Here is a 20,667-nt window from a genome sequence, read left to right as displayed (position 1 = left end):
CGTCAGGCCGCACCGTGTCATGGCGCACCTTGTCATGTCGCACCGTGTCATGTCGTGCCCCAGCGCCGAGTGGAGGGAGCACACCGATGACCATGTCCAGCAAGCCGCCCAAACCTCACGGCAAGCGGCCCCGGCTTCTCCTCGGAATCGCCGCGGCGCTCGCCCTCGCCACCGGCGCCGGCCTCGCCGCGGCGGGCGCTCCGGGCCACGACCAGCCGCGGTACGCCCAGGGGGGACAGCTCCGGCCCGGTCCGGAGCAGTTCGGCATGAACGAGCTCGGCCTGCTCCAGTTCGGACAGCCCCAGCAGCCGCGCACGTCCCGCGACTACCAGACCTTCACCAGCCAGACGGGTGCGGTGGACTCGGTGCAGAGCGGCTCCCTGACAGTGGACGGCCGCACCTACGCGGTCGACGAGTCGACCAGGATCGTCGCGGACTACAAGGGCCTGCAGGGGATCCAGCAGGGCGACCAGGTCTGGGTCGTTGGCACGACCGGCGGCAGCCCGAGGGCGATCATCGTCGCGGACGCCAGCCGCCCGACGCTGCCGGGGCACGGCGGCGGCGCACCCCCGCCGCAGACCCCGCAGACGCCGTCCGCACCCGCCACACCCGGTGAGTCCGTCACGCCCGGCGGATCGCCGTCGCCGGAGACCGTCTCGCCCACCGGGTGACGCCGAACGCTGCCCATGGGCGGGGACCCGCAGCGGCCCCCGCCCATGGCGTGACGGTCAGGACGTGGCGAACGTGAACCAGTTGAGGTTGACGAAGTCGGCCGGCTGACCGCTGCTGAAGGTGATGTAGACGGTGTGGGTGCCGGTCGTCGGCGTGATGTTGGCCGGGACGGTCGTCCAGCTCTGCCAGCCGCCGGTGTTGCCGACGGCGAAGTCGCCGATCGGCGTCGCCGTCGGGCTGTCGAGCCTGACCTGTACGAGGCCGCTCACGCCGGCCGCCGCGCCAGAGGCGACCCTGGCCTTGAACTGCCGCGCCGCCGTCGAGCCGAAGTTGACGCCGTCGAAGCGCAGCCAGTCGCCGTTGGAGATGTAGCCGACGTTCTGGCCGCCGCCGCTGTCCTGGGTCGTCTCCACCTGCGTGCCGCTCTGCGCCTGGTAGTTCTCCGCCTGGATGGTGGAGCGGGCGTCCACGCCGCCCGGCGGGGGCGAACTCGGCGGCGGGCTGGTGGTCGCGCCGCTCTGCCACACGGCCACGTAGTCGACCACCATCGGCCGCCCGGACACGGTGGCGGAGGTGGGCGTGGAGAACCCGGCCACGCCGTTGGGGAAGCCGCCGCCGATGGCGACGTTGAGCAGGATGAAGTATCCGGCGTGGGAGGTCATGTTCGACCACGTCGTGGCGTCGAGCTGGCTCTGGCTGATGCTGTGGAACTGCTGGCCGTCCACGTACCACCGGAGCTGGTTGGGGCTGACGCTGCGGTCCCACTCGAACCGGTAGGTGTGGAAGGCCGACTGGCAGGTCGAGCCGGGGCAGGCCCGGCTGCTGCCCAGGCCGTTGGTCTCGTTGCACGGCCCGCCGGGGTTCACCCCGCAGTGCAGGGTGCCCCAGACCGTGTTGAGCCCGTTCACGTTCTCCATCAGGTCGAGCTCGCCGATGGAGGGCCAGTTCTGGTAGTTGCCCCGGTACGGCGCGCCGAGCGCCCAGAAGGCTGGCCAGTAGCCGAGGGCGGCGTCGCCCGTGACGTTCGGCATCTGGATGCGGCCCTCGATGCGCAGGATGCGGCCGTCGGCCGGCTTGAAGTCGGCGCGGCGGGTCTCGATCCGCGCGGAGGTCCAGTTCTGGCCGCTGCCGATCGGGGTGATACGCAGGTTGCCGCTGCCGTCCAGACTCAGGTTGGAGGTGCTGGACGTGTAGTTCTGGATCTCGCCGGTGCCCCAGTTGCCCGGGCCTCCGGGGTACGAGTGGCCGGTGTCGATGATCCAGTTGGTGGACGACGGAAGCGTTCCGGCCGTGCCGTTGAAGTCGTCCGACCAGACGAGCGACCAGCCGGACGGCGTCCCGGGCACCGACGCGTCGGCGGGCCGTACGGCGAGGGCCATGACCGCGGCGGCCACGGCGAGCAGCGCCAGCACCGAGCGCCGCCATGGGGAGTGGAGCACACGCATGAGTACCTCTCTCCTCGGTCCGGTCGTCGCGGCGGGGGGATTGGGGGTGCGGGCGGCCTCACGGAGCGAAGACGGTGGACGTCTGAAGGCCGGACGGCGGTGTCCGGAGAGGGTCGTGAGGGCCCGCGCACCGCGATCGCGGACCGCTTGAGCGACACTGTCCCCTCTGAATCTCACTCGCGTCAAGGGGATCTGTGAAATCTGAGAGAGCGTTCTCAGCGAGTACCGCCCGGTGCGCGCAGTGACGAGAGAGCGCTCTCCAATCTGCCTCCGGAGGGAGCCCCGGCCCGGGCCCCGGCGCCCCCTCGCCGGCGTCAGGTGGATTCCGGTCCCGCCCGGCGTCCCGTCGCCGACGCCAGGCGGAGCCCCGTCGCGCCCAGCGTTCCGAGCAGTGCGGTCGCGGCCAGGACCAGGGCGGTCTCGCGGAAGCCCGTGAGCGGCGAGCCCGTCGCCGCGCCGCGAGTGGTGAAGAACGTGACGAGCAGCGCGATCCCGAACGATCCCGCGAGCCGCTGCGCCACGCTGAACAGCGCATTGGCGTCCGGGACGCGTTCCGGCGCCAGGCCGCCCAGCAGCGAGAGCACCAGCGGCTGGCTCGTGAACCCGATGGCCAGGCCGCGTCCGCACAGGACGAGCGTGGTGAGCCACACGGGCGTGTCCGGCGTGAACAGCGCCATCAGGCCGGTCATCACCGTCAGGAGCACCATCCCGAGCACCACCGCGAACCGCACCGACCGGCGTTCGGCCACCCTGTCACCCAGCGGGGCGGACAGTCCCATGGCCAGGCCCTGCGGCAGGAGCGCGAGCCCGGTGACGAGGCTGGAGTGGTGCTGGATCGTCTGGAGATAGAGCGGCGCCAGGAACAGCACGGCGAACAACACGACGCTCGACACCGCGCACAGGGCGAGGGTCATCGCCCGCGCCCGGTCCCGCACCAGGTCGAGCGCCAGGGCGGCCTGCGGCCGGCGGCGGGCCCACAGCACGTAGGCGGCCAGGAGCGCCAGGCCGATGGGCCACGACGGGGTGGCCCAACCGTGCGCCGCCACCCGTTCGACGCCGTAGGTCGCCAGCCCGAGCCCGGTCGCCAGCAGCATCAGCCCCGGCAGGTCCGGGCGTACGGCGCGGTCGCCCCGGACGCCCAGACCGGCCCGGTACGCCGCGAACGCGCCGGGCAGGGCAAGCAGCCCGATCGGCAGGTTGATCAGGAAGATCGAGCGCCAGCCGTACGCGCCGATCAGCAGGCCGCCCAGGGAGACGCCGAGCGCGGGCGCCGCGAAGAACGCGAGACCCGCGGCGAGCGGCACCCTGCCACCCGAGCCCGTCGCGGCTCCGCCCTCCCCGATGAGCAGGCCGATCGCCAGCGGCACGAGCGGCGCGCCGCCCAGGCCCTGCAGGGCTCTGCAGCAGATCAGCGCGCCGGCGTCGGGGCTCAGTGCGCACGCAGCGGACGCGAGCGTGAACAGGGCCAGGCTGCCGATGTACGTCGGAACCAGCCCGAACCTCCTGGCCACGAAGGACGTGAGGGCCAGGCCGACCGCCAGGGCGAGCAGATAGCCGCTCACGGCCCACTGCACGACCTCCAGGGGCCGGTTGAGTTCGCGTGTCAGGTCGGGCACCGCGAGGTTGACCACCGACGAGTCGACCATCGACAGGATCGGGCCCGCGACGAGCCCGAGGGACATGAGGCGGGTGGGCCTGCCCGCCTCGGCGCCTGTCATAAGGACTCCCGCGACGCGGGTTCCGGAAGCGCCGCCTCCAATTCGTCCAGCCAGGCGAGTTCCAGCCGGTGGCGCTCGATGTTGAATCGGAGGACGCGCAGGCCCCACGGCTCGTGTCCCGCGGCCGCGGCCAGCTCCTCCTGCGCCGCCAGTGAGTGCTCCACGCACTCCCGCCGCACCTCGATGATCCTGCGGCGGTCGGGCGTGGGCAGCAGATCGAACAGGCCCACCCTGACCTGGAACTCCTCGTCCTTCATGAGGAGCATCGGATCGGCCGTGCGCAGCAGCGCCCGCAGCCGCTCACGGCCCTTGTCGGTGATCCGGTAGACGGTCCTCGGCGGACGGCCCGGGGCGACCTCCTCCGCCACCTTCTCGATCTCGCCGCGCTGCTCGAAACGCCGCAGCGCGGGATAGAGCGTGTTGTTGTTGAGCAGCCCTCCTGTGACGCGCTCGATGTACTTCTTGATCTCGTAGCCGTGCTTCGGCGTGTTGAGCAGCCCTCGGAGGATCACGATGTCGGAGTACACTCGTCCAATTTAACCTAGGTTAGTTTAACCGTACAGACGAGATGGCGTGGGGTCAGGAGCCCCGGCCCCACCGGTAGACGCCGTAGCCCATCAGCAGCAGGCTGACCGCGCCGGCCACGGCCCGCCAGGAGTTCCACGTGGTCCACCGGGCCGAGTAGTCCGACCAGATCCGGGCGGCGGCCCCGGCCGGGTCGCCGTGGGCCGCCGCGGCGGCCAGGGCGTCGTTCATCGGCACGTTCACCGCGGCCGTGATCAGGATCACGCCGACGGCGTACACCGCGGCCGCCGCGAAGAACGGCCAGGCCGCGCCGGAGCGAGGGGTGGCCAGCAGCAGGGCGCCCGCCCCGGCTGCGGCGACCGGGGCGAGGACGAACGCCGCCAGGAACACCGGGTTCTGGATTTTCACGTTGACGGCGTTCATCGCGTCGATCGCCGAGGAGGCCGACGCCGCGTTCAGGCCCGGCATGACTCCGACAGAGAACCCGAAGAAGGTGCCCGCCATCCCGGCGGTCATGAGCATGGACAGGGCCGCCGCGACAGCGGCCAGAAGATATGTCATGACGCCTCCGCCGCGGCCCGGGCGCCGATGCCGGCGGTGGTGACCAGAATGTGCGCTGTCGTCGTCATGGCGATCAGTCAACCGGCGGACCGCTCCGGGCGACATCGCCGAGACGCTCGACCGCATATCCGGCCGTCTACGATCTGGGCATGGACGCGCTGGCCGACCTTCTGGACGGGCCCCGGGCGCGGGGGGCCTTCCTGCTGCGGGCGACCCTGAGCCCGCCCTGGTCGGTCCGGATCCAGGACGAGGCGCCGCTGTGCCTGGTGGCGATGGTGCGCGACGAGGCGTGGATCACCCCGGACGAGGACCGGGCCGTACGGGTGGGGCCCGGCGACGTGGCGGTCGTGCGTGGTCCCGCTCACTACACGGTCGCCGACGACCCGGCGACCGCGCCGCAGGTCGTGATCCACCCCGGGCAGGTCTGCACCACGCCGGACGGCCGCGCCCTGTCGGCGGAGATGGACCTGGGCATCCGCAACTGGGGCAACGACCCGGACGGGTCGGCCGTGATGCTCATCGGCACCTACCAGATGCGCGGCGCGGTCACCCAGCGGCTGCTGGCGGCGCTGCCCACGCTGCTGGTGCTGCGCGGCGACTCCTGGGACGGCTCCCTCGTCACGCTGCTCGGCAGGGAGATCGTCAAGGACGAACCGGGCCAGGAGGTGGTGCTCGACCGTCTGCTGGACCTGCTGCTGATCGCCGTGCTGCGGACGTGGTTCTCCCGCCCGGACGCGCAGGCCCCGGGCTGGTATCGGGCGCACGGCGATGCGGTGGTCGGGCCGGCGCTGCGGATGCTGCACGCCGACCCGGCCCACCAATGGACGGTCGCCGAGCTGGCGGGCCGGACGGGAGTCTCCCGCGCCGCGCTGGCACAGCGGTTCGCGAAACTGGTCGGCGAGCCGCCGATGGCCTACCTGACCGGGCTGCGGCTGGCGCAGGCGGCCGACCTGCTGCGCGAGACGGACGCGACGCTGGAGGCCGTGGCCCGGCGGGTCGGCTACGGCACCGCGTTCGCGCTGAGCTCGGCCTTCAAGCGGGAGCGCGGCGTAAGCCCCCAGCGGTACCGCGAGGGCCTGAGCCGGAAATCCGTTCGGGACGACTCCACGTACGCGTGAGTGGAGCGGCACGCCGTCGACGACGTGCCGCTCCACCGTGGGCCGCCGGTCAGGAGGTGGCGAACGTGAACCAGTTGAGGTTGACGAAGTCGGCCGGCTGGCCGCTGCTGAAGGTGACATAGACGGTGTGCCTGCCGGTGACGCCCGTGATGTTCGCGGGGATCGTCCGCCAGCTCTGCCAGCCGCCCGTGTCGCCGACGGCGAAGTCGCCGATCGGGGCGGCGGTGAGGCTGTCGAGCCGCACCTGCACCAGACCGCTCGCCCCGCCCGCCGCGCCGGAGGCGACCCTGGCCTTGAACTGCCGCGCCGCCGTCGCGCCGAAGTCGACGTCGTCGTACCGCAGCCAGTCGCCGTTGCCGATGTAGGCGACGCTCTGCCCGCCTCCGGCGTCCTGGGTCGTCTCCACCTGCGTGCCGCTCTGCGCCTGGTACGCCTCGGCCTGGATGGTCGAGCGCGCGTCCACCCCGCCGGAAGTGGGCGACGGCGACGGAGACGGGGACGGCGAGGACGACGGAGACGGAGACGGAGACGGGGACGGCGAGGACGACGGAGACGGAGAGGGCGACGGAGAGGGCGACGGCGACGGCGACGGTGACGGCGACGGCGACGGCGACGGGGACGGCGACGCGCCCGCGCTGGTCGCCGTGGACCGGGCCGGCACGGTCAGGGTCCTGCCGTCCGAGAACGTCACCAGCCTGGCCGACGAGCCGAAGTTGTGCGCGACGTACGTCCGGGTGGAGCCGTTCACGAAGACGGCGGCGGTCGGGCTGTCGGCGGTCACACCGGGGTCGACCGTGCCCATCCTGGCCAGGTTGTAGATCCAGTGGTAGACGTGCGCGAGCGACTCTCCCGACTCGGGCGCCAGCGCCGCGTATCCGGCGTCCCACGCGCCCTTCGCCGCCGCCGGGTCGGCGAGTGCCCGGAACTCCCAGATGACGTCCTTCCATTCGACCGCCGGGCCGCCGTTGTTCGCCTCCATCTCGGACAGGTTCTGCTTCACGTCGGCCTGGTACAGCCCGTGGTAGAGCGACCCGCCGGTGATCGGCAGCATGTTGATCCCGTGGATCTCCTCGGGGTTGGCGGTCCACCAGGTGGAGTACGCCGCGCCGTCGCCCCAGATCATGCCGGCGGTGTCGTGCCCGAACCCGGCCGGGAAGACCGCGTCGTCCTTGTCGAACCAGTACTGCGCGATGGCCGACGACTGGGTCGTGTAGAGGTAGACGCCGAGGTCGCGCAGAGCGGTGTCGCCCGTGGCCGCGCCGAGGAGTATCGCCCCGGTCGCGAAGTTCATCCCCTCCGACGACGACTCCTCGTTGTTGCCCGCCGCGAACCCCTGGTGGCCGGAGGCCCAGCCGTTGCCGGCGTACGGGTCGAAGTTGCGCAGGAACGGGAACCGGGTCTCCGATCTGTCCCCGTTGTTCGCGTCGGCAGCCAGGAGTTTCGCCATCGGCGCCCAGTTCGCCGCCCAGGCCGAGTCGTATCTCGCCACGGTCGCCGCGGCCATCAGGTAGTAGCCGTAGTGGAAGTGGTGGTCGTTGACCTCGGTGTCGCTGCCGTACGAGGCCGGGTAGCCGGTGAGCACGCCCCAGGTGGAGTCGTAGCGGAACTGCTCGGCTCCCCCGGCCGTGAACCAGCTCTCCAGCTTGCCCTTCAGCAGGCCGAGCAGCTTGTCGCGTGAGGTCGTGTCGCCGAGCTGGTCGGCGATGGGCACGAGCTGGGCCAGGCGGCCGAGGGCCTTGCCGGTCCAGTAGGTGTCGGTCGCGCCCTTCCACGGGTCGGCGGCGTCCGCCTCCTGCCTCACGTAGTTCCCCAGCCTCGTCCTGTCGTACGCGCCGAGGTCGGGCAGCGACGGCAGCACACCGTGGAACGTCTGGACGGTGCTGAACGACGTGCCCTCGCGCAGCTTCATCGTGCCCCGGGGCGAGACGTAGGTGTACGACGTCAGCGTGCTGCTCGTGGCCAGCCACTGGTGGCGGTAGAGCGCCAGCAGCGTGCCGGTCTGCGTGCCCTCCCTGGCCGTGGTGGTCGCCGTGTAGGTCGTGGTGAGCCGCGCCGACGGCTCGTCGTACGACCAGGTCACACTCGTGCCCGTGACGAAGCTGAAGGCGTACTTGGCGAACAGGTCCAGCGTCGCGGCGGACGCGTCGGGGAGCACGGCGACAGAGAAGTAGTTCTTCCCGCCGAGGGCGTCGGTCGCCACCGCGCCGGCGAGGCTCCAGTCGGTGCCGGACGGCCCGAAGATCCCGTAGTGGTGGCCGTTGACGGTGACGCCGAGGACGTTGCCCCGGTCGGCCCAGACCTCCGGCGTGGCCACGAACGCGACCCGGGCGTCCCCGCCGCTCGGCGTCGCGTAGACGTACGGCAGGCCGTGCCCGATGGTGGCCTTCAGCGAGCGTGCGCCGTCCGACCAGTATGGCGTGACGGTCCAGTCGGACCAGTCGTCCACCTTGGTGTCGGGCGAGTTGAGGCCGGTGACGCCCAGCGTGAGGTCGCGGGCGTGCGGGAACTCGTACATACGGCCGTCTCCGCTGATCAGCGGGGTGGTGGGGTAGCTGACCTCCAGCCCGCCCGCGACCGCGTGGAAGGCCAGCGGGTGGCCGTACATGTTCTCGGAATACGGGTTTCCGGCGTACCGCTGGAAGGCGAGCGACGACCACCAGTCGTTGGTGGGCACCTTGCGGGTGACGTTCGAGGTGACCTTGGGCGTGACCGGGGCGCCGTCGGAGTTGGCGGGACCGCTCGCTCCGGCGGGCAGGTCGGTGGTGTAGCCACCCGCGCCGACGGGGACCACGGCGGCGTCGGCGGGCAGGGCGGGCAGGGACAGGGTGAGTGCGGTCAGGACGGCGAGGCCGAGGATCCTGACAGGACGGAGTGGCATGTGCGACCTCCGCTGGGGGGGTTAACGACTGCGGGAGGCGGAACTTCTGCCGGTCCGTAACCCGGCAGCGATGCTGGAAGCGCTCTCAGCGCCGCTGACGCTAAGCGGGATGCAACTCCGTGTCAACGGGAAGAGAAAGTTTCTCGAAGATCGCGAGAGCGCTCTCTATCAGGGCTCGCTCTCACGATTCCGGCTCTCGGGCGAGACTCCGCCCGACTCCCCCACGCCCAGCGCGACGCCCCTCCCATGCTGCACCGATGTCCGTGGGAGCGCTCTCACCAGCGGTTACGCCCTTTCGAGATAACGGGAATCGTTACTGATCCGCCCCTTGACGACCTCACGGCCGACTCCCACTCTTGTGCGAGAGCGCTCTCTTCAAGATCGATTTCATATGCGGAACCCAAGGAGGGTTCATGGGCATTCCCCACGCGGGCCGCCGGTACGTCCGGTTCGTCGCCCCCATGCTCGCCGCCTCCCTGCTCACCCTCACGGCGTGCGGCGGGGGCGGATCCGACACCAAGACCGGTAGCGGCCAGTCCACGGAGAAGATCAAGCTCAGCGTCGGGCTCTTCGGCGACTTCGGCTTCAAGCCGCTCTACGAGGAGTTCAAGAAGACGCACCCGAACGTCGAGATCGAGGAGCGCCAGGCGGCGTACGCCGACCACCACACCAACCTCGCCGCACACCTCGCCACCGGGGCGGGCGCCGCGGACGTCGAGGCGATCGAGGTCGGCTACATCAGCCAGTTCACCTCGCAGCCCGACAAGTTCTACGACCTGAAGCAGTACGGCCTCGACAAGCGCCAGGGCGAGTACCTCGACTGGAAGTGGCAGCAGGGCCTCGCCCCCAACAGCGCGCTCATCGGCCTCGGCACCGACGTCGGCGGCCTGGCCATGTGCTACCGCACCGACCTGTTCGAGAAGGCCGGCCTGCCGAGCAAGCGCGACGAGGTGTCGGCCCTGTGGCCCACCTGGGAGCAGTACATCGAGGCCGGCAGGAAGTTCGCCGCCAAGGCGCCCAAGGACGCCAAGTTCTTCGACAGCCCCGGCGAGATCTTCCGGGCCATCATCGCCCAGGCCCCGGTCGGCGTGTACGACGCGCAGAACAACATCGTCGTCGCCACCAACCCCGACGTGAAGAAGGCGTGGGACCTGTCGGTCCAGATGATCGACGCCGGCCTTTCCGCCAAGATCGGCGCGTTCACGCCGGAGTGGAACACCGGCTTCGCCAAGGGCTCGTTCGCGACCGTCATCTGCCCCGCGTGGATGACCGCCTACATCCAGGACCAGGCCAAGAACGCGGCCGGCAAGTGGGACATCGCCACCGTCCCCGGCGGCGCGGGCAACTCCGGCGGCTCCCACCTCACGGTGCCCAAGCAGAGCAAGCACCCCAAGGAGGCGGCCGAGCTGATCGACTTCCTGACCTCGGCGCAGAACCAGGCCGCGGTGTTCAAGGCCATCGGCAACTTCCCGTCGATCCCCTCCCTGTACGACCAGCCGGACATCCAGAACTTCACGAAGGACTTCTTCAACGACGCCCCCGTCGGCAAGATCTACTCCGACGCCGCGAAGAACCTCAAGCCGCAGCACCTCGGCCCGCGCGAGGGCGACGTGCGCACGGCGGTCGGCAACGGCATCGGCCGGGTCGAGCAGGGCAAGCAGTCGCCCGACGAGGCGTGGGCCCAGGTCCTCAAGGACGTGGAAGGCATCAAGTAGTCCGTCGCAGGCAGGGCTCCCGGGCGATCCGCTCCGGGGGCCCTGCCCGAAGGAGGATCTCCCATGGCATCACCCCCGGGCGGGTCCCTGCGGACCGTGGCGCCCTCCCCCGGCGGCCCCCCGTCCGCCTTGCGCCCGCCGGCGCACGCGCGAGCGGCGTCGGGCCGGCGCTCCCGCCTGCACCGGCTGGACCGGCAGGCCTCGCCGTACGCGTACGTCGCGCCGTTCTTCCTGCTCTTCGCGGCCTTCGGCGTCTTCCCCCTCATCTACACGGCCTGGGTGTCGCTGCACGACTGGAACCTGCTGAGCAGCGACAACCCGTTCATCGGCCTGGACAACTACAAGGCCCTGTTCGCCGACGGCTACTTCTGGAACGCGGCGTTCAACACGCTGTCGATCGGCGTCCTGTCCGCGGTGCCCCAGCTGCTGCTCGCGCTCGTGCTGGCACACCTGCTGAACCGGCCGCTGCGGGCGCAGACGCTGTTCCGCATCACGCTCCTGCTGCCCAACGTGACCAGCGTCGTGGCCGTGGTGGTCATCTTCAGCCAGCTCTTCGGGCGCGACTTCGGGCTGATCAACATGGTGCTCGACTGGCTCGGATTCGGCCGGATCAACTGGCAGGCGGGCGTGGCCACCTCGCACGTCGCCATCGCCGTCATGATCATGTGGCGGTGGACCGGCTACAACGCGCTCATCTACCTCGCCGCCATGCAGGCCGTGCCCAAGGAGATCTACGAGGCGGCGACCCTCGACGGCGCGTCCAGCCTGAAGCAACTGTGGGGCATCACGCTCCCGATGATCCGGCCGACCGTCATCTTCACGGTCATCGTCACCACGATCGGGTCGATGCAGATCATCGCCGAGCCGCTGCTGTTCGGCGCGCAGGTCAGCAACGGCGCGGCGGCCACGGGCGGCACCGACCGCCAGTTCCAGACCCTGGCCCTCTACCTGTACGAGAAGGGCTTCCGCAGCTTCGAGTTCGGCTACGCCTCGGCGGCGGCGTGGATGATGTTCCTGCTCGTGGTCGTGGTCGTGGCGTTCAACTACCTCGTCGTACGGCGCATGCGTGGAGGACTCGATGTCTAGGGCCCGGACGGTCAAGGCGCTGCGCGGGCATCCGCTCACCTATCTCACCCTCGTGGCGGTGGCGTTCTTCTCGGCGTTCCCGGTCTACTGGAGCGTGATCGTCGCCTCGCACGACAACGCGGCGCTGGCCGAGGTGCCGCCGCCGCTGCTGCCCGGCGGCAACTTCTTCGCCAACGTGCAGCGGGTCTTCGACACCGCGCCGTTCGCGCTGGCGCTGCTCAACTCGTTCGTCGTCGCCGGGACGATCACCGTGTCGGTGATGTTCTTCTCCACCCTGGCCGGCTTCGCGTTCGCCAAGCTGCGCTTCCGCGGGCGCAACGTGCTCCTGCTGATGACCGTCGTGACGATGATGGTCCCGACGCAGCTCGGCATCATCCCGCTCTACATGCTGATGATCAAGCTGGAGTGGACCGGCACGATGTACGCCGTGATCGTCCCGGCGCTGGTCAACGCGTTCGGCGTGTTCTTCATGACGCAGTACCTGAGCCGCGCGCTGCCGACCGAGCTGCTTGAGGCGGGCCGGATCGACGGGTGCAGCACGGCCCGGCTGTTCTGGCACGTCGTGATCCCGGCCGCCAGACCGGCGGCGGCGGTGCTCGGCATGCTCACGTTCATGACGGCGTGGAACGACTACTTCTGGCCATTGGTGGTCCTCACCCCGGACAATCCCACTGTGCAGGTCGCGCTGTCACAGCTCGCCAGCGGCTACGTGCGGGACTTCACGCTCGGCCTCACGGGCACGGCGGTGGCGACCCTGCCGCTGGTGCTCATCTTCGTCCTGCTCGGCAAACAGATCATCGGAGGCATCATGCAGGGGGCGGTCAAGGGATGACGGCGACGACCATGGCTTCTCGGGGGACCGGATCGTCGAAGATGGTCTTCCCTGACGGCTTCGTCTGGGGCGCCGCCACGGCGGCCTACCAGATCGAGGGCGCCGCCGCCGAGGACGGCAGGGGCCCCTCGATCTGGGACACGTTCTCCAAGGTCCCCGGCAACGTGGCCGACGGCCACACCGGCGACGTCGCCTGCGACCACTACCACCGCTACGCCGAGGACGTGCGGCTCATGGACGGCCTCGGCCTGGCGGCCTACCGGTTCTCGGTGGCCTGGCCGCGGATCCTGCCGAGCGGGGCGGGGCAGGTCAACGCCGCGGGCCTCGACTTCTACGACCGACTGGTGGACGAGCTGCTCGCCCACGGGATCACGCCCTACCCGACGCTGTACCACTGGGACCTGCCGCAGGCGCTGGAGGACGCCGGCGGCTGGGCCGTACGCGACACCGCCGCGCGCTTCGCCGACTTCGCGGCCGTCGTGCACGAACGGCTCGGCGACCGCGTCGGCACCTGGACGACGCTGAACGAGCCGTGGGTGGCCGCCTTCCTCGGCTACTGCTCCGGCGTCCACGCCCCGGGCAGGCGCGACCCGGCCGCCGCCTTCCGCGCCGCCCACCACCTGCTGCTCGGCCACGGGCTGGCGGCGCGGGCCCTGCGCGCGGCCGGGGCCGCCGAGGTCGCGCTCACCCTCAACCTCGCGCCGGTCATCCAGACGGACGGCGGCCACGAGGAGGCCGCGCGGGTGGACGCGCTGATGAACCGGCAGTTCCTCGACCCGGCGCTGCGGGGCCGCTACCCGGAGGAGGTGCTGGAGATCGCCGCCCGCCACGGCGGCCTCGACCACATCCGGGACGGCGACCTGGCCGTCATCCACCAGCCGATCGACCTGCTCGGCATCAACTACTACAACCCGTCCTTCGTGTCGGGCGCGCCCGGCGAGCCGGCCAACCCCGCCTTCCCCGGCACGGAGGGCGTCCGGTTCGAGCCGCCGACCGGCCCGACGACCGCGATGGACTGGCCCATCGAGCCGTCCGGCCTGGAGACCCTGCTCGTACGGCTGTCGCGCGACTACCCCGAGGTCGGGCTGCTCGTCACGGAGAACGGCGCGGCCTTCGACGACCACCTCACCGATGGCGTCGACGGGGACGTCGCCAGGGACAGAGTGCACGACGACGACCGGATCGGCTACCTCGACGGCCACCTGCGGGCGGCGCACGCCGCGATCTCCGCCGGTGCGGACCTGAGGGGTTATCTCGTATGGTCGCTCCTGGACAATTTCGAGTGGGCCTACGGTTACCACAAGAGATTCGGCATCGTGTACATCGACTTCGAGACCCAGCGACGCGTTCCCAAGGACAGCGCGCTGTGGTATCGAGACGTCATCAAACGCAATGGGCTTATGGGGGAATGAATGAAGCGACCCACTCTGGAGGCGGTTGCGGCGCGGGCAGGGGTGTCCCGCGCCACCGTCTCCCGGGTCGTCAACGGGCAGATGACGGTGACACCGCAGATCAGGGATGCCGTGATGCGCGCCGTGGACGAGCTGGGATACGTTCCCAACTCGGCGGCGCGCAGCCTCGTCACCCAGCGGACCGACTCGATCGCGCTGATCGTGTCGGAGCCGCCGACCAGGGTCTTCTCCGAGGACCCGATGTTCTCCACGGTCATCCGCTCGGCCAGCCTGGAGCTCGAGGCCGCCGACAAGCAGGTCGTGCTCATGCTCGGCGGCTCGGCCCAGAGCCATGCGAGGATCGAGCGCTACATCGCCAGCGGCCACGTCGACGGGGTCATGCTGATCTCGATGCACGGCGCCGACCCGCTGCCCTCCGCCATCGCGCGGATGGGCGTCCCCGTTGTCTCGTACGGCAGGCCGGCCGTGCCGGTGCGCCTGCCGTACGTGGACAACGACAACGTGGGCGGTGCGGAGAAGGCGGTGCGCCACCTGCTGGACAGCGGACGGCGGCGCATCGCCACGATCGCCGGGCCACAGGACATGATCGGCGGCCAGGACCGGCTCAAGGGCTACCGCGACGCGCTGCGCGAGTCCGACCGGCGGTCGATCGTCGCCGTCGGGGACTTCACCCGGGAGTCCGGCGCCGTCGCCATGCGCCACCTGCTGCAGGACGACCCGGACCTGGACGCCGTCTTCGTCGCCAACGACCTCATGGCCATCGGGGCGCTGCAGACCCTGCGCCAGGCGGGCCGCCGGGTGCCGGACGACGTGGCGGTCGTCGGGTTCGACGACATCGAGGCGGCCCGCTACACCGAGCCCCCGCTGACCACGATCAGGCACCCGATCATCGAGCAGGCCGCCGCGATGGTCCGGCTGCTGCTGGGCCTGTTCAAGGACGGCCCGGCCGACCCGGTGATCCTCCCCACCGAGCTCGTCGTCCGGGGCTCCGCCTGAGCGGCCGGAACGATCAGGACGCCGTGGTCAGCGACTCGACCGGCAGGCCGGCCTCGACCCAGTCCTGGATGCCCTCCCGATACTTGCGCACGTCGGTGTATCCGAGCGCGGTCAGGCGGTTGGCCACGGCCTGGCTGTTGGGGCAGGAGGGATTCGAGCAGTAGGTGACGATCGCGGCGTTCTTGTCCGGCAGCAGTTCGGCGGCCCGCTCGGCCACCTCGGCCTCCGTCAGCGCGATCGCTCCCGGAAGGTGCTGCTGCGCGTAGTAGTCGCCGCCCAGCGCGTCGACGACGGTGACGGCGCCGGCGTCGATGGCGGCCTTGAGCTCGTCCCTGCTGATGAGAGCGGTCATTGCGTCCTCCAAGTAACTGGACTACAGTCCGTTTGTGTGAACAGCTCGGAACTTACCGGACCACAGTCCGGATCGTCAAGGGAGCTCGCCTCCCTGCTGGCAGACCCGCCCCGTGAACGCGCGGACGCCGCCCGTAATCGGCGACGGGTGCTGGAGGCGGCGGCGAAGCTGTTCCGGGAGCACGGTGTCGAAGCCGTCTCGATGGACGCGGTGGCGGCGGAGGCCGGGGTGGGGAAGGGCACGCTCTTCCGCCGGTTCGGGGACAAGTCGGGGCTCGTGGCGGCCCTGCTCGACGACAAGGAACGGGAACTGCAGGAGCGGATCCTGTCCGGGCCGCCGCCGCTGGGGCCGGGCGCCTTACCGGGCGATCGGGTGCGGGCGTTCGTCGCGGCCTACGCCGACTACCTCTTCACACACCTCGACCTGCTGCGCGTCTCAGAGACCGCGAGCCCCGGAGCCCGATATCGGATCGGCTCCTATCGCTTCTGGCACCGCCACCTGGCGATCCTGCTGGCCGAGGCGCGCCCCGGCGCCGACGCCGACTACCTCGCCCACGCGCTGCTCGCCCCGCTGGCCGCCGAGCACGTCACCGCCGTGCTGCGCGAGTGCGACGCCGCACGGGTCGCCGCAGGTCTGGCCGTCCTCGCGGACGCCCTGGTCACCGACCGGCCGTGATGCTCAGGCGAGCGCCTCGGTGATGCGGCCGAGCGCCTCGAAGGGCACCAGGCCGTACGCGTAGAAGTCGGCGGCCCCGGCCCCGGCCGTACGGGCCGCGCGCACCTTGGCGGCCAGCCGGTCGGCGGAGTCGGTATCCGGGCCGCCCGGGCGCAGCACGACCCTGAGCTCCGGGTTCTTGCCCACGGAGCGGCGGTAGGCCGCGACGTCGTCGGCCACCCGGGCGGGGTCCCTGGCGTACCCGAGGACCGCGAACGACGGAACCAGGTCGCCGAGCGCCACCAGGTCGATCCCGAGCTGCCACGAGTCGTGCGCGGCCAGGCCGGCAGAGGGCAGCCCGTGGGCGTAGCCCTTGGCCGCGCCCGTCGCGTCCATGAAGGTCAGCCGCGCGCCTTCGGCCGTCACCGCCGCCGCGACCTCCCCCACCAGCGACGTGACGCTCTCGGAGCGGGCCCGCGCGTACGCCACCGTCTCCGGGCCGGCGTAGGCCGTCAGGGCCGCCCGCGTGACCTCGCCCTCCGCGGGAGGATCGCCGTCGAGCACGCCCCCGACGATCCTGGCGCACTCCTGCCTGGCCACCTCGGCGTTCACCCCGAGGTCGGCGGCCCGGCGCATGCAGTGGGCGCAGAAGCACAGGCCGAACAGGAAGGCGTCCATCGGGCCGAGCGCCACGAAGCACCGCTCGTACGCGAAGGCCCCGAAGTGCAGCGACTCCGCGACGACCGTGTCCACCCCCTGCCGGGCGACGGCCCGGGCCAGCGCCACCGCGTACGCCCGCACGTCGGGATGCGAGGGGCACAGGTCGGACGGGGAGCCGTGGTCGCCGAAGCAGTTCTCCACCGTCACGTCGGGGTGAGCCAGGCCGAGGGTGGCGTTGTGCAGGAACACGGTCCAGCCGTGCAGCCGCATCCCCCGGTCCGCGCAGGCGCGGCGGAGCTCGTCGATCGGCCGGTCCTGCGCTCCCGGCTGCACGGGCGGGGTCAGGCGCAGCCCGTCGAACAGGTCGTCCGGAGGCGGGAAGTGGACGCCGTCGCGACGCAGCGTCAGCCGCGACGCGCCGTGCGGGGTCACGTCCCTGGCCTGGTGGTAGGCCGCGGCCACCGCGACGCCTCGCACGCCGTACGCCGAGGCCCGGTCGAGCAGCCCCCGCACACCCTCGGCGCGCAGGTCCTCGACGAAGACGTACAGGGCGCTGTCCATCGTCAGCGGCCCGCGTACGCCACGAAGTCGATCTCGACGAGGATGTCCATGAGATCCGAGCCCACGGTGGTGCGCACCGGGTAGGGCCGGGTGAAGTAGGACTGGTAGACCTCGTTGAACGCGGCGAAGTCCTCCTTGAGGTTCTGCAGGTGGACCGTCGCCTTCACCACGTCGTCGAACGTCAGGCCGCGTGCCTCCAGCACCGCCCCGAGGTTGCGCATGGTCCGGTGCGTCTGGGCGGCCACGTCGTCGCCCACGACGTCGCCGGTCCCGGGGTCGAGCGGCCCCATGCCGGAGGTGTAGAGGAAGTCGCCCACCACGAGCCCCTGGGAGTACGCACCGATCGGCGGGGCCCCGGCGGTCGTACGGATCTCCTGCTTGCCAGCCATTGTCACCGCTCCATCAGAAACACGTATTGATCAAATCAATCACGATGTCGTCGTCGTCCACCACGGGGACGACGCGCCATTTGTCGAAGGCCGTACACGGATGGGACAGCCCGAACGACACCAGGTCTCCCGGGCGCAGCCCGGCGTCGCCGTCGAGATAGGCGTGCTGGTCCTGCACCTTGACGACCGTCACCCCGGTCAGCGGCTCGGCCGGACCCCGGCCTCCGCGCCGTACGGCCCTGGGAAACGGCAGGTGGATGTCGTGCGGGACGTCCCGCTTGCCCATGCCGACCAGCACGAGACCGGGCTCAGGCACGGACAGGACCTGGGCCCAGACCTCCAGCGCCGGCCGCAGCTCGCCCTCCAGCCGGTTGTACGGCGTGCGCTCCCGGTAGTAGCCGTCGTCGTGGGCGATGTAGGCGCCGCTGCGCAGCACCACGGTGGCGCCCAGCTCCCCGGTCAGCGGCGCGAGCTCCTCGGCCACCAGGTCGAACCACGAGCTGCCCCCTGCGGAGACCACCATGGAACCGGCCACCTCCGGAGCGAGCGTCCGGGCCGCGCGGGCCAGGTCGCGCAGGAACCCGCGCACCTCGGCGGCCTCGTGATGGGTCCCCTCGTATCCGGCGACCCCGGCCGGCTCGGTTCCCCGCGCCTCCCGCGCCGCGCGGGCCACCGCCAGCAGCTCGTCCTGGCCGCGGCAGCCGGTCCGGCCACCCGGGTGGCCCAGCTCGATCAGCACGCGGAACGGCACGTCGCCGGCCATCTCGTCGAGCACGCGCACGCCCTCGACCGAGTCGACGTAGCAGAGGAAGTCGAAGCGCCCGATCTCGCCGGCCAGCCAGCGCAGCGCGCCGCGGTCGAAGATCTCGTTGGCCAGCAGCACGCGGGAGACGCCGAAGGAGCGGTGGACGAGCACCTGGCCCGGCGTGGCGGCGGTGATCCCCCAGGCCCCGGCGTCGAGCTGGGCCCGCACGAGCTGCGGCGACATCGTGGTCTTGGCGTGCGGCGCGAAGGCCAGCCCGTGCCGGTCGGCGAAGCGCGCCAGCGTCGCGATGTTGTGGTCGAGGGCCGAGCGCCTCACCGTCATCACCGGCCAGGTGAACGCGCCGTCGAACAGGGAGTGCCGGGCCTCGGCGAACTCCCGCCCGCCGATCGGCTCGCCCGGCCACAGGAAACCGCGCGTGCGCGCGTCGACGACGATCTCCGGGAGTCCCCGCGGCCGCGCCGGCGGACGCTCCGCGCCGTCCTGTGGGGAGACGCCCGCGAAACCCACGCCGCCCCCTCGTCGTCCCGGTTCAGATCACCTCGTGGATCGTACTGGACCACCGCCTCGGAGGTAGACTCGCGACCTCGCAGCGCGGTGATCACGATGGGATCGGGATGAGCGGCGACGTACGACTCGAACGGGCCGGGGCTCTCTACGAGCAGGCGGTCTTCAGCGGCGACGCCTCGGCTCTCGCCGAGGCCGACCGGGAGCTGGACGCGGTGGAGGCCGACCTGGCCACGGTGGGAACGGGACGGGACATCGGCGCGGTCGAGGCCGGGCTGGCGCTGGCCCGCGGCCGGGTCGTCCACGCGCGGTTCCTCGAACACCGCGAGGAGGACCCCCGCGAGCTCGAGCTGTTCGAGCGGGCCGCCGATCTCTATCGGCGGCTCGGCGACGGACGCGGCGAGGGCGAGGCGCTCTTCTGGATCGGCTGTTTCCACCAGGTCGTGCGGCACGACGACGAGGCGGCCGGGCCCGCGCTGCGGCGGTCGTACGAACTCGCCGCGAGGGCCGGCGACAGGCTGACGATGTCCTACGCGCTCAGGCACCTGGGCATCGCCGAGCACAAGGCCGGACGGCTGAAGGCGGCGCGGGAACGGCTGGAGGAATCGGTCCGGCTGCGCCGGGAGCTCGGTTTCGATCCGGGTGTCGCGGCCAACCTGGTCGGGCTGGCCTACATCGCCGCCGCCGAGGACCGGCGGGACGACGCCCAGCGGCTGCTCGACGAGGCGGCCGCCCTCGCCGAGGCGAGCGGGGCCCTGGGCATCGCGCGGCACGTGGAACAGGCGCGTACGGCCATGTGACCACGGCCGGTCGGCGGCGCGTCGCATCGCGGTGCCGGTTCCGCGAGTCGGTCAGCATTCGATGACACGTTCGAGATAGGGTGGGCTGCCTCACACGCGTCGAAGAGGAGCGACCCCATGACCGAGCCCAAAACCCACACCCTTGAGGTGCCCGGCTGCGTTCTCCACTACGACGTGCGCGAGGCCGAGGGAACCACCGAGCCGATCCTGCTGCTGATCGGATCGCCGATGGGCGCCGCCGGGTTCGCCGCCCTTGCGCGGCACTTCCAGGACCGCACGGTGGTCACCTACGACCCGCGCGGAAGCGACCGGAGCACGCGGACCGACGGCACCACCGAGTCGACCCCCGACCTGCACGCCGACGACCTGCACCGCCTGATCGGCGCGCTCGGAGGCGGGCCGGTGGACATCTTCGCCAGCAGCGGAGGCGCGGTCAACGGGCTCGCGCTCGTCGCCCGGCATCCCGAGCAGGTGCGCACGCTCGTGGCGCACGAGCCGCCCGCCGCCCAGGTGCTGCCGGACCGGGAGCAGGCGCTGGCCGCCGTGGCCGACATCCGGCGGACGTACGACCGGGAGGGTTTCGGCCCGGCGATGGTGAAGTTCATCGCGGTCGTCGGCCACCAGGGCGAGATCCCGGCGGACTTCGCCGATCAGCCCATGCGGAGCCCGGCCGAGTTCGGGCTGCCGGCGGAGGACGACGGTGCGCGTGGCGACGTGATGTTCGAGCAGAACCTCATGACCTGCACACACTTCGAGCCCGACTTCGAGGCGCTCCGCGCGGCCCCGACCCGCATCGTCGTCGGCGTCGGCGTCGAGTCGGAGGGGCAGCTGGCCCGCCGCGCGGGCGAGGCGGTCGCCGAGCGGCTCGGCACCAAGCCCGTGGTCTTCCCCAGCAACCACGGCGGGTTCCTCGACGACACGTTCGGCACGCCGGGCGACCCGGACAACTTCGCCGTCACGCTGCGCCGGGTCCTGGCCGAGTAGGCCGGAGACGAGCGGCCGTACGACGCCGGGCGAGCCGCG

At 71.4% G+C, this 20,667-nt stretch carries 19 protein-coding genes; 10 read left to right on the top strand and 9 right to left on the bottom strand.

Features of this window, described 5'->3' with window-relative positions; all coding sequences use genetic code 11:
• Positions 1–86: 86 nt before the first annotated feature.
• A complete protein-coding gene (locus tag QSK36_RS07475) occupies positions 87–671 on the top strand; it encodes a DUF5666 domain-containing protein (RefSeq protein WP_285781792.1) in 585 nt (194 codons plus the stop codon).
• A gap of 57 nt (positions 672–728) precedes the next feature.
• On the opposite strand, the gene QSK36_RS07470 is transcribed toward QSK36_RS07475, so the two are convergent.
• The 4 genes from QSK36_RS07470 to QSK36_RS07455 all read right to left on the bottom strand — a co-directional run bounded on the left by QSK36_RS07470 (position 729) and on the right by QSK36_RS07455 (position 4,921).
• Positions 729–2,117 carry a glycoside hydrolase family 16 protein gene (locus QSK36_RS07470; RefSeq protein WP_285781791.1) on the bottom strand — a complete coding sequence of 463 codons (1,389 nt, stop codon included), beginning with the start codon at positions 2,115–2,117 and terminating at the stop codon, positions 729–731.
• 314 nt (positions 2,118–2,431) lie between these two features.
• A complete protein-coding gene (locus tag QSK36_RS07465) occupies positions 2,432–3,835 on the bottom strand; it encodes a DHA2 family efflux MFS transporter permease subunit (protein WP_285781790.1) in 1,404 nt (467 codons plus the stop codon).
• Complete coding sequence (locus QSK36_RS07460; RefSeq protein WP_183534999.1) at positions 3,832–4,362, bottom strand: PadR family transcriptional regulator; 531 nt, start codon at positions 4,360–4,362, stop codon at positions 3,832–3,834. Before QSK36_RS07460 ends, QSK36_RS07465 begins: the two co-directional genes overlap by 4 nt.
• A gap of 52 nt (positions 4,363–4,414) precedes the next feature.
• Positions 4,415–4,921 carry an anthrone oxygenase family protein gene (locus QSK36_RS07455; RefSeq protein WP_183534996.1) on the bottom strand — a complete coding sequence of 169 codons (507 nt, stop codon included), beginning with the start codon at positions 4,919–4,921 and terminating at the stop codon, positions 4,415–4,417.
• A 149-nt stretch (positions 4,922–5,070) separates the two neighbouring features.
• Between QSK36_RS07455 and QSK36_RS07450 the strand changes: the two genes are divergently transcribed.
• Positions 5,071–6,039 carry an AraC family transcriptional regulator gene (locus QSK36_RS07450; RefSeq protein WP_285781789.1) on the top strand — a complete coding sequence of 323 codons (969 nt, stop codon included), beginning with the start codon at positions 5,071–5,073 and terminating at the stop codon, positions 6,037–6,039.
• Between the two features lie 49 nt (positions 6,040–6,088).
• Here QSK36_RS07450 and QSK36_RS07445 read toward each other — a convergent pair whose 3' ends face one another.
• Entirely contained in the window at positions 6,089–8,917 is a 2,829-nt protein-coding gene (locus QSK36_RS07445) for a glycosyl hydrolase (protein WP_285781788.1), read from the bottom strand.
• 413 nt (positions 8,918–9,330) lie between these two features.
• On the opposite strand from QSK36_RS07445, the gene QSK36_RS07440 reads away from it, so the two are divergent.
• From QSK36_RS07440 to QSK36_RS07420, 5 genes are all read left to right on the top strand, one after another.
• Positions 9,331–10,632 (top strand): ABC transporter substrate-binding protein, encoded by a 1,302-nt coding sequence (locus tag QSK36_RS07440; RefSeq protein WP_285781787.1) that lies wholly within the window; start codon positions 9,331–9,333, stop codon positions 10,630–10,632.
• A gap of 63 nt (positions 10,633–10,695) precedes the next feature.
• A complete protein-coding gene (locus QSK36_RS07435) occupies positions 10,696–11,718 on the top strand; it encodes a carbohydrate ABC transporter permease (protein WP_285781786.1) in 1,023 nt (340 codons plus the stop codon).
• Positions 11,711–12,550, top strand: a complete 840-nt coding sequence (locus QSK36_RS07430) for a carbohydrate ABC transporter permease (protein WP_183534987.1) — start codon at positions 11,711–11,713, stop codon at positions 12,548–12,550. Before QSK36_RS07435 ends, QSK36_RS07430 begins: the two co-directional genes overlap by 8 nt.
• A gap of 11 nt (positions 12,551–12,561) precedes the next feature.
• Positions 12,562–13,962, top strand: a complete 1,401-nt coding sequence (locus QSK36_RS07425; RefSeq protein ID WP_285781785.1) for a GH1 family beta-glucosidase — start codon at positions 12,562–12,564, stop codon at positions 13,960–13,962.
• Complete coding sequence (locus QSK36_RS07420) at positions 13,963–14,958, top strand: LacI family DNA-binding transcriptional regulator (protein WP_183534985.1); 996 nt, start codon at positions 13,963–13,965, stop codon at positions 14,956–14,958.
• A gap of 13 nt (positions 14,959–14,971) precedes the next feature.
• On the opposite strand, the gene QSK36_RS07415 is transcribed toward QSK36_RS07420, so the two are convergent.
• Positions 14,972–15,310 carry a rhodanese-like domain-containing protein gene (locus QSK36_RS07415; RefSeq protein WP_183534983.1) on the bottom strand — a complete coding sequence of 113 codons (339 nt, stop codon included), beginning with the start codon at positions 15,308–15,310 and terminating at the stop codon, positions 14,972–14,974.
• Between the two features lie 36 nt (positions 15,311–15,346).
• Here QSK36_RS07415 and QSK36_RS07410 point away from each other — a divergent pair, with 36 nt between their 5' ends.
• Positions 15,347–15,985, top strand: a complete 639-nt coding sequence (locus QSK36_RS07410) for a TetR/AcrR family transcriptional regulator (protein WP_285781784.1) — start codon at positions 15,347–15,349, stop codon at positions 15,983–15,985.
• A gap of 3 nt (positions 15,986–15,988) precedes the next feature.
• On the opposite strand, the gene QSK36_RS07405 is transcribed toward QSK36_RS07410, so the two are convergent.
• From QSK36_RS07405 to QSK36_RS07395, 3 genes are read right to left on the bottom strand one after another with little or no spacing between them, the layout of a single operon-like run.
• Complete coding sequence (locus tag QSK36_RS07405; protein WP_183534979.1) at positions 15,989–17,185, bottom strand: hypothetical protein; 1,197 nt, start codon at positions 17,183–17,185, stop codon at positions 15,989–15,991.
• A 2-nt stretch (positions 17,186–17,187) separates the two neighbouring features.
• Complete coding sequence (locus QSK36_RS07400) at positions 17,188–17,574, bottom strand: Rid family detoxifying hydrolase (RefSeq protein ID WP_285781783.1); 387 nt, start codon at positions 17,572–17,574, stop codon at positions 17,188–17,190.
• Between the two features lie 13 nt (positions 17,575–17,587).
• Positions 17,588–18,847, bottom strand: a complete 1,260-nt coding sequence (locus QSK36_RS07395; protein ID WP_285781782.1) for a type III PLP-dependent enzyme domain-containing protein — start codon at positions 18,845–18,847, stop codon at positions 17,588–17,590.
• 107 nt (positions 18,848–18,954) lie between these two features.
• On the opposite strand from QSK36_RS07395, the gene QSK36_RS07390 reads away from it, so the two are divergent.
• The gene (locus QSK36_RS07390) at positions 18,955–19,644 is read left to right on the top strand and encodes a hypothetical protein (protein WP_285781781.1); all 690 of its coding nucleotides are present in this window, start codon (positions 18,955–18,957) and stop codon (positions 19,642–19,644) included.
• 117 nt (positions 19,645–19,761) lie between these two features.
• Entirely contained in the window at positions 19,762–20,628 is an 867-nt protein-coding gene (locus QSK36_RS07385) for an alpha/beta fold hydrolase (protein WP_285781780.1), read from the top strand.
• The last annotated feature ends 39 nt before the right edge of the window (positions 20,629–20,667 follow it).

Source organism: Microbispora sp. NBRC 16548, assembly GCF_030268985.1.
In the GTDB taxonomy this organism is placed as follows: Bacteria; Actinomycetota; Actinomycetes; order Streptosporangiales; family Streptosporangiaceae; genus Microbispora; species Microbispora catharanthi.
The sequence above is the reverse complement of the archived record's forward strand: the minus strand, read 5'-3'. Positions and strand labels throughout refer to the sequence as shown.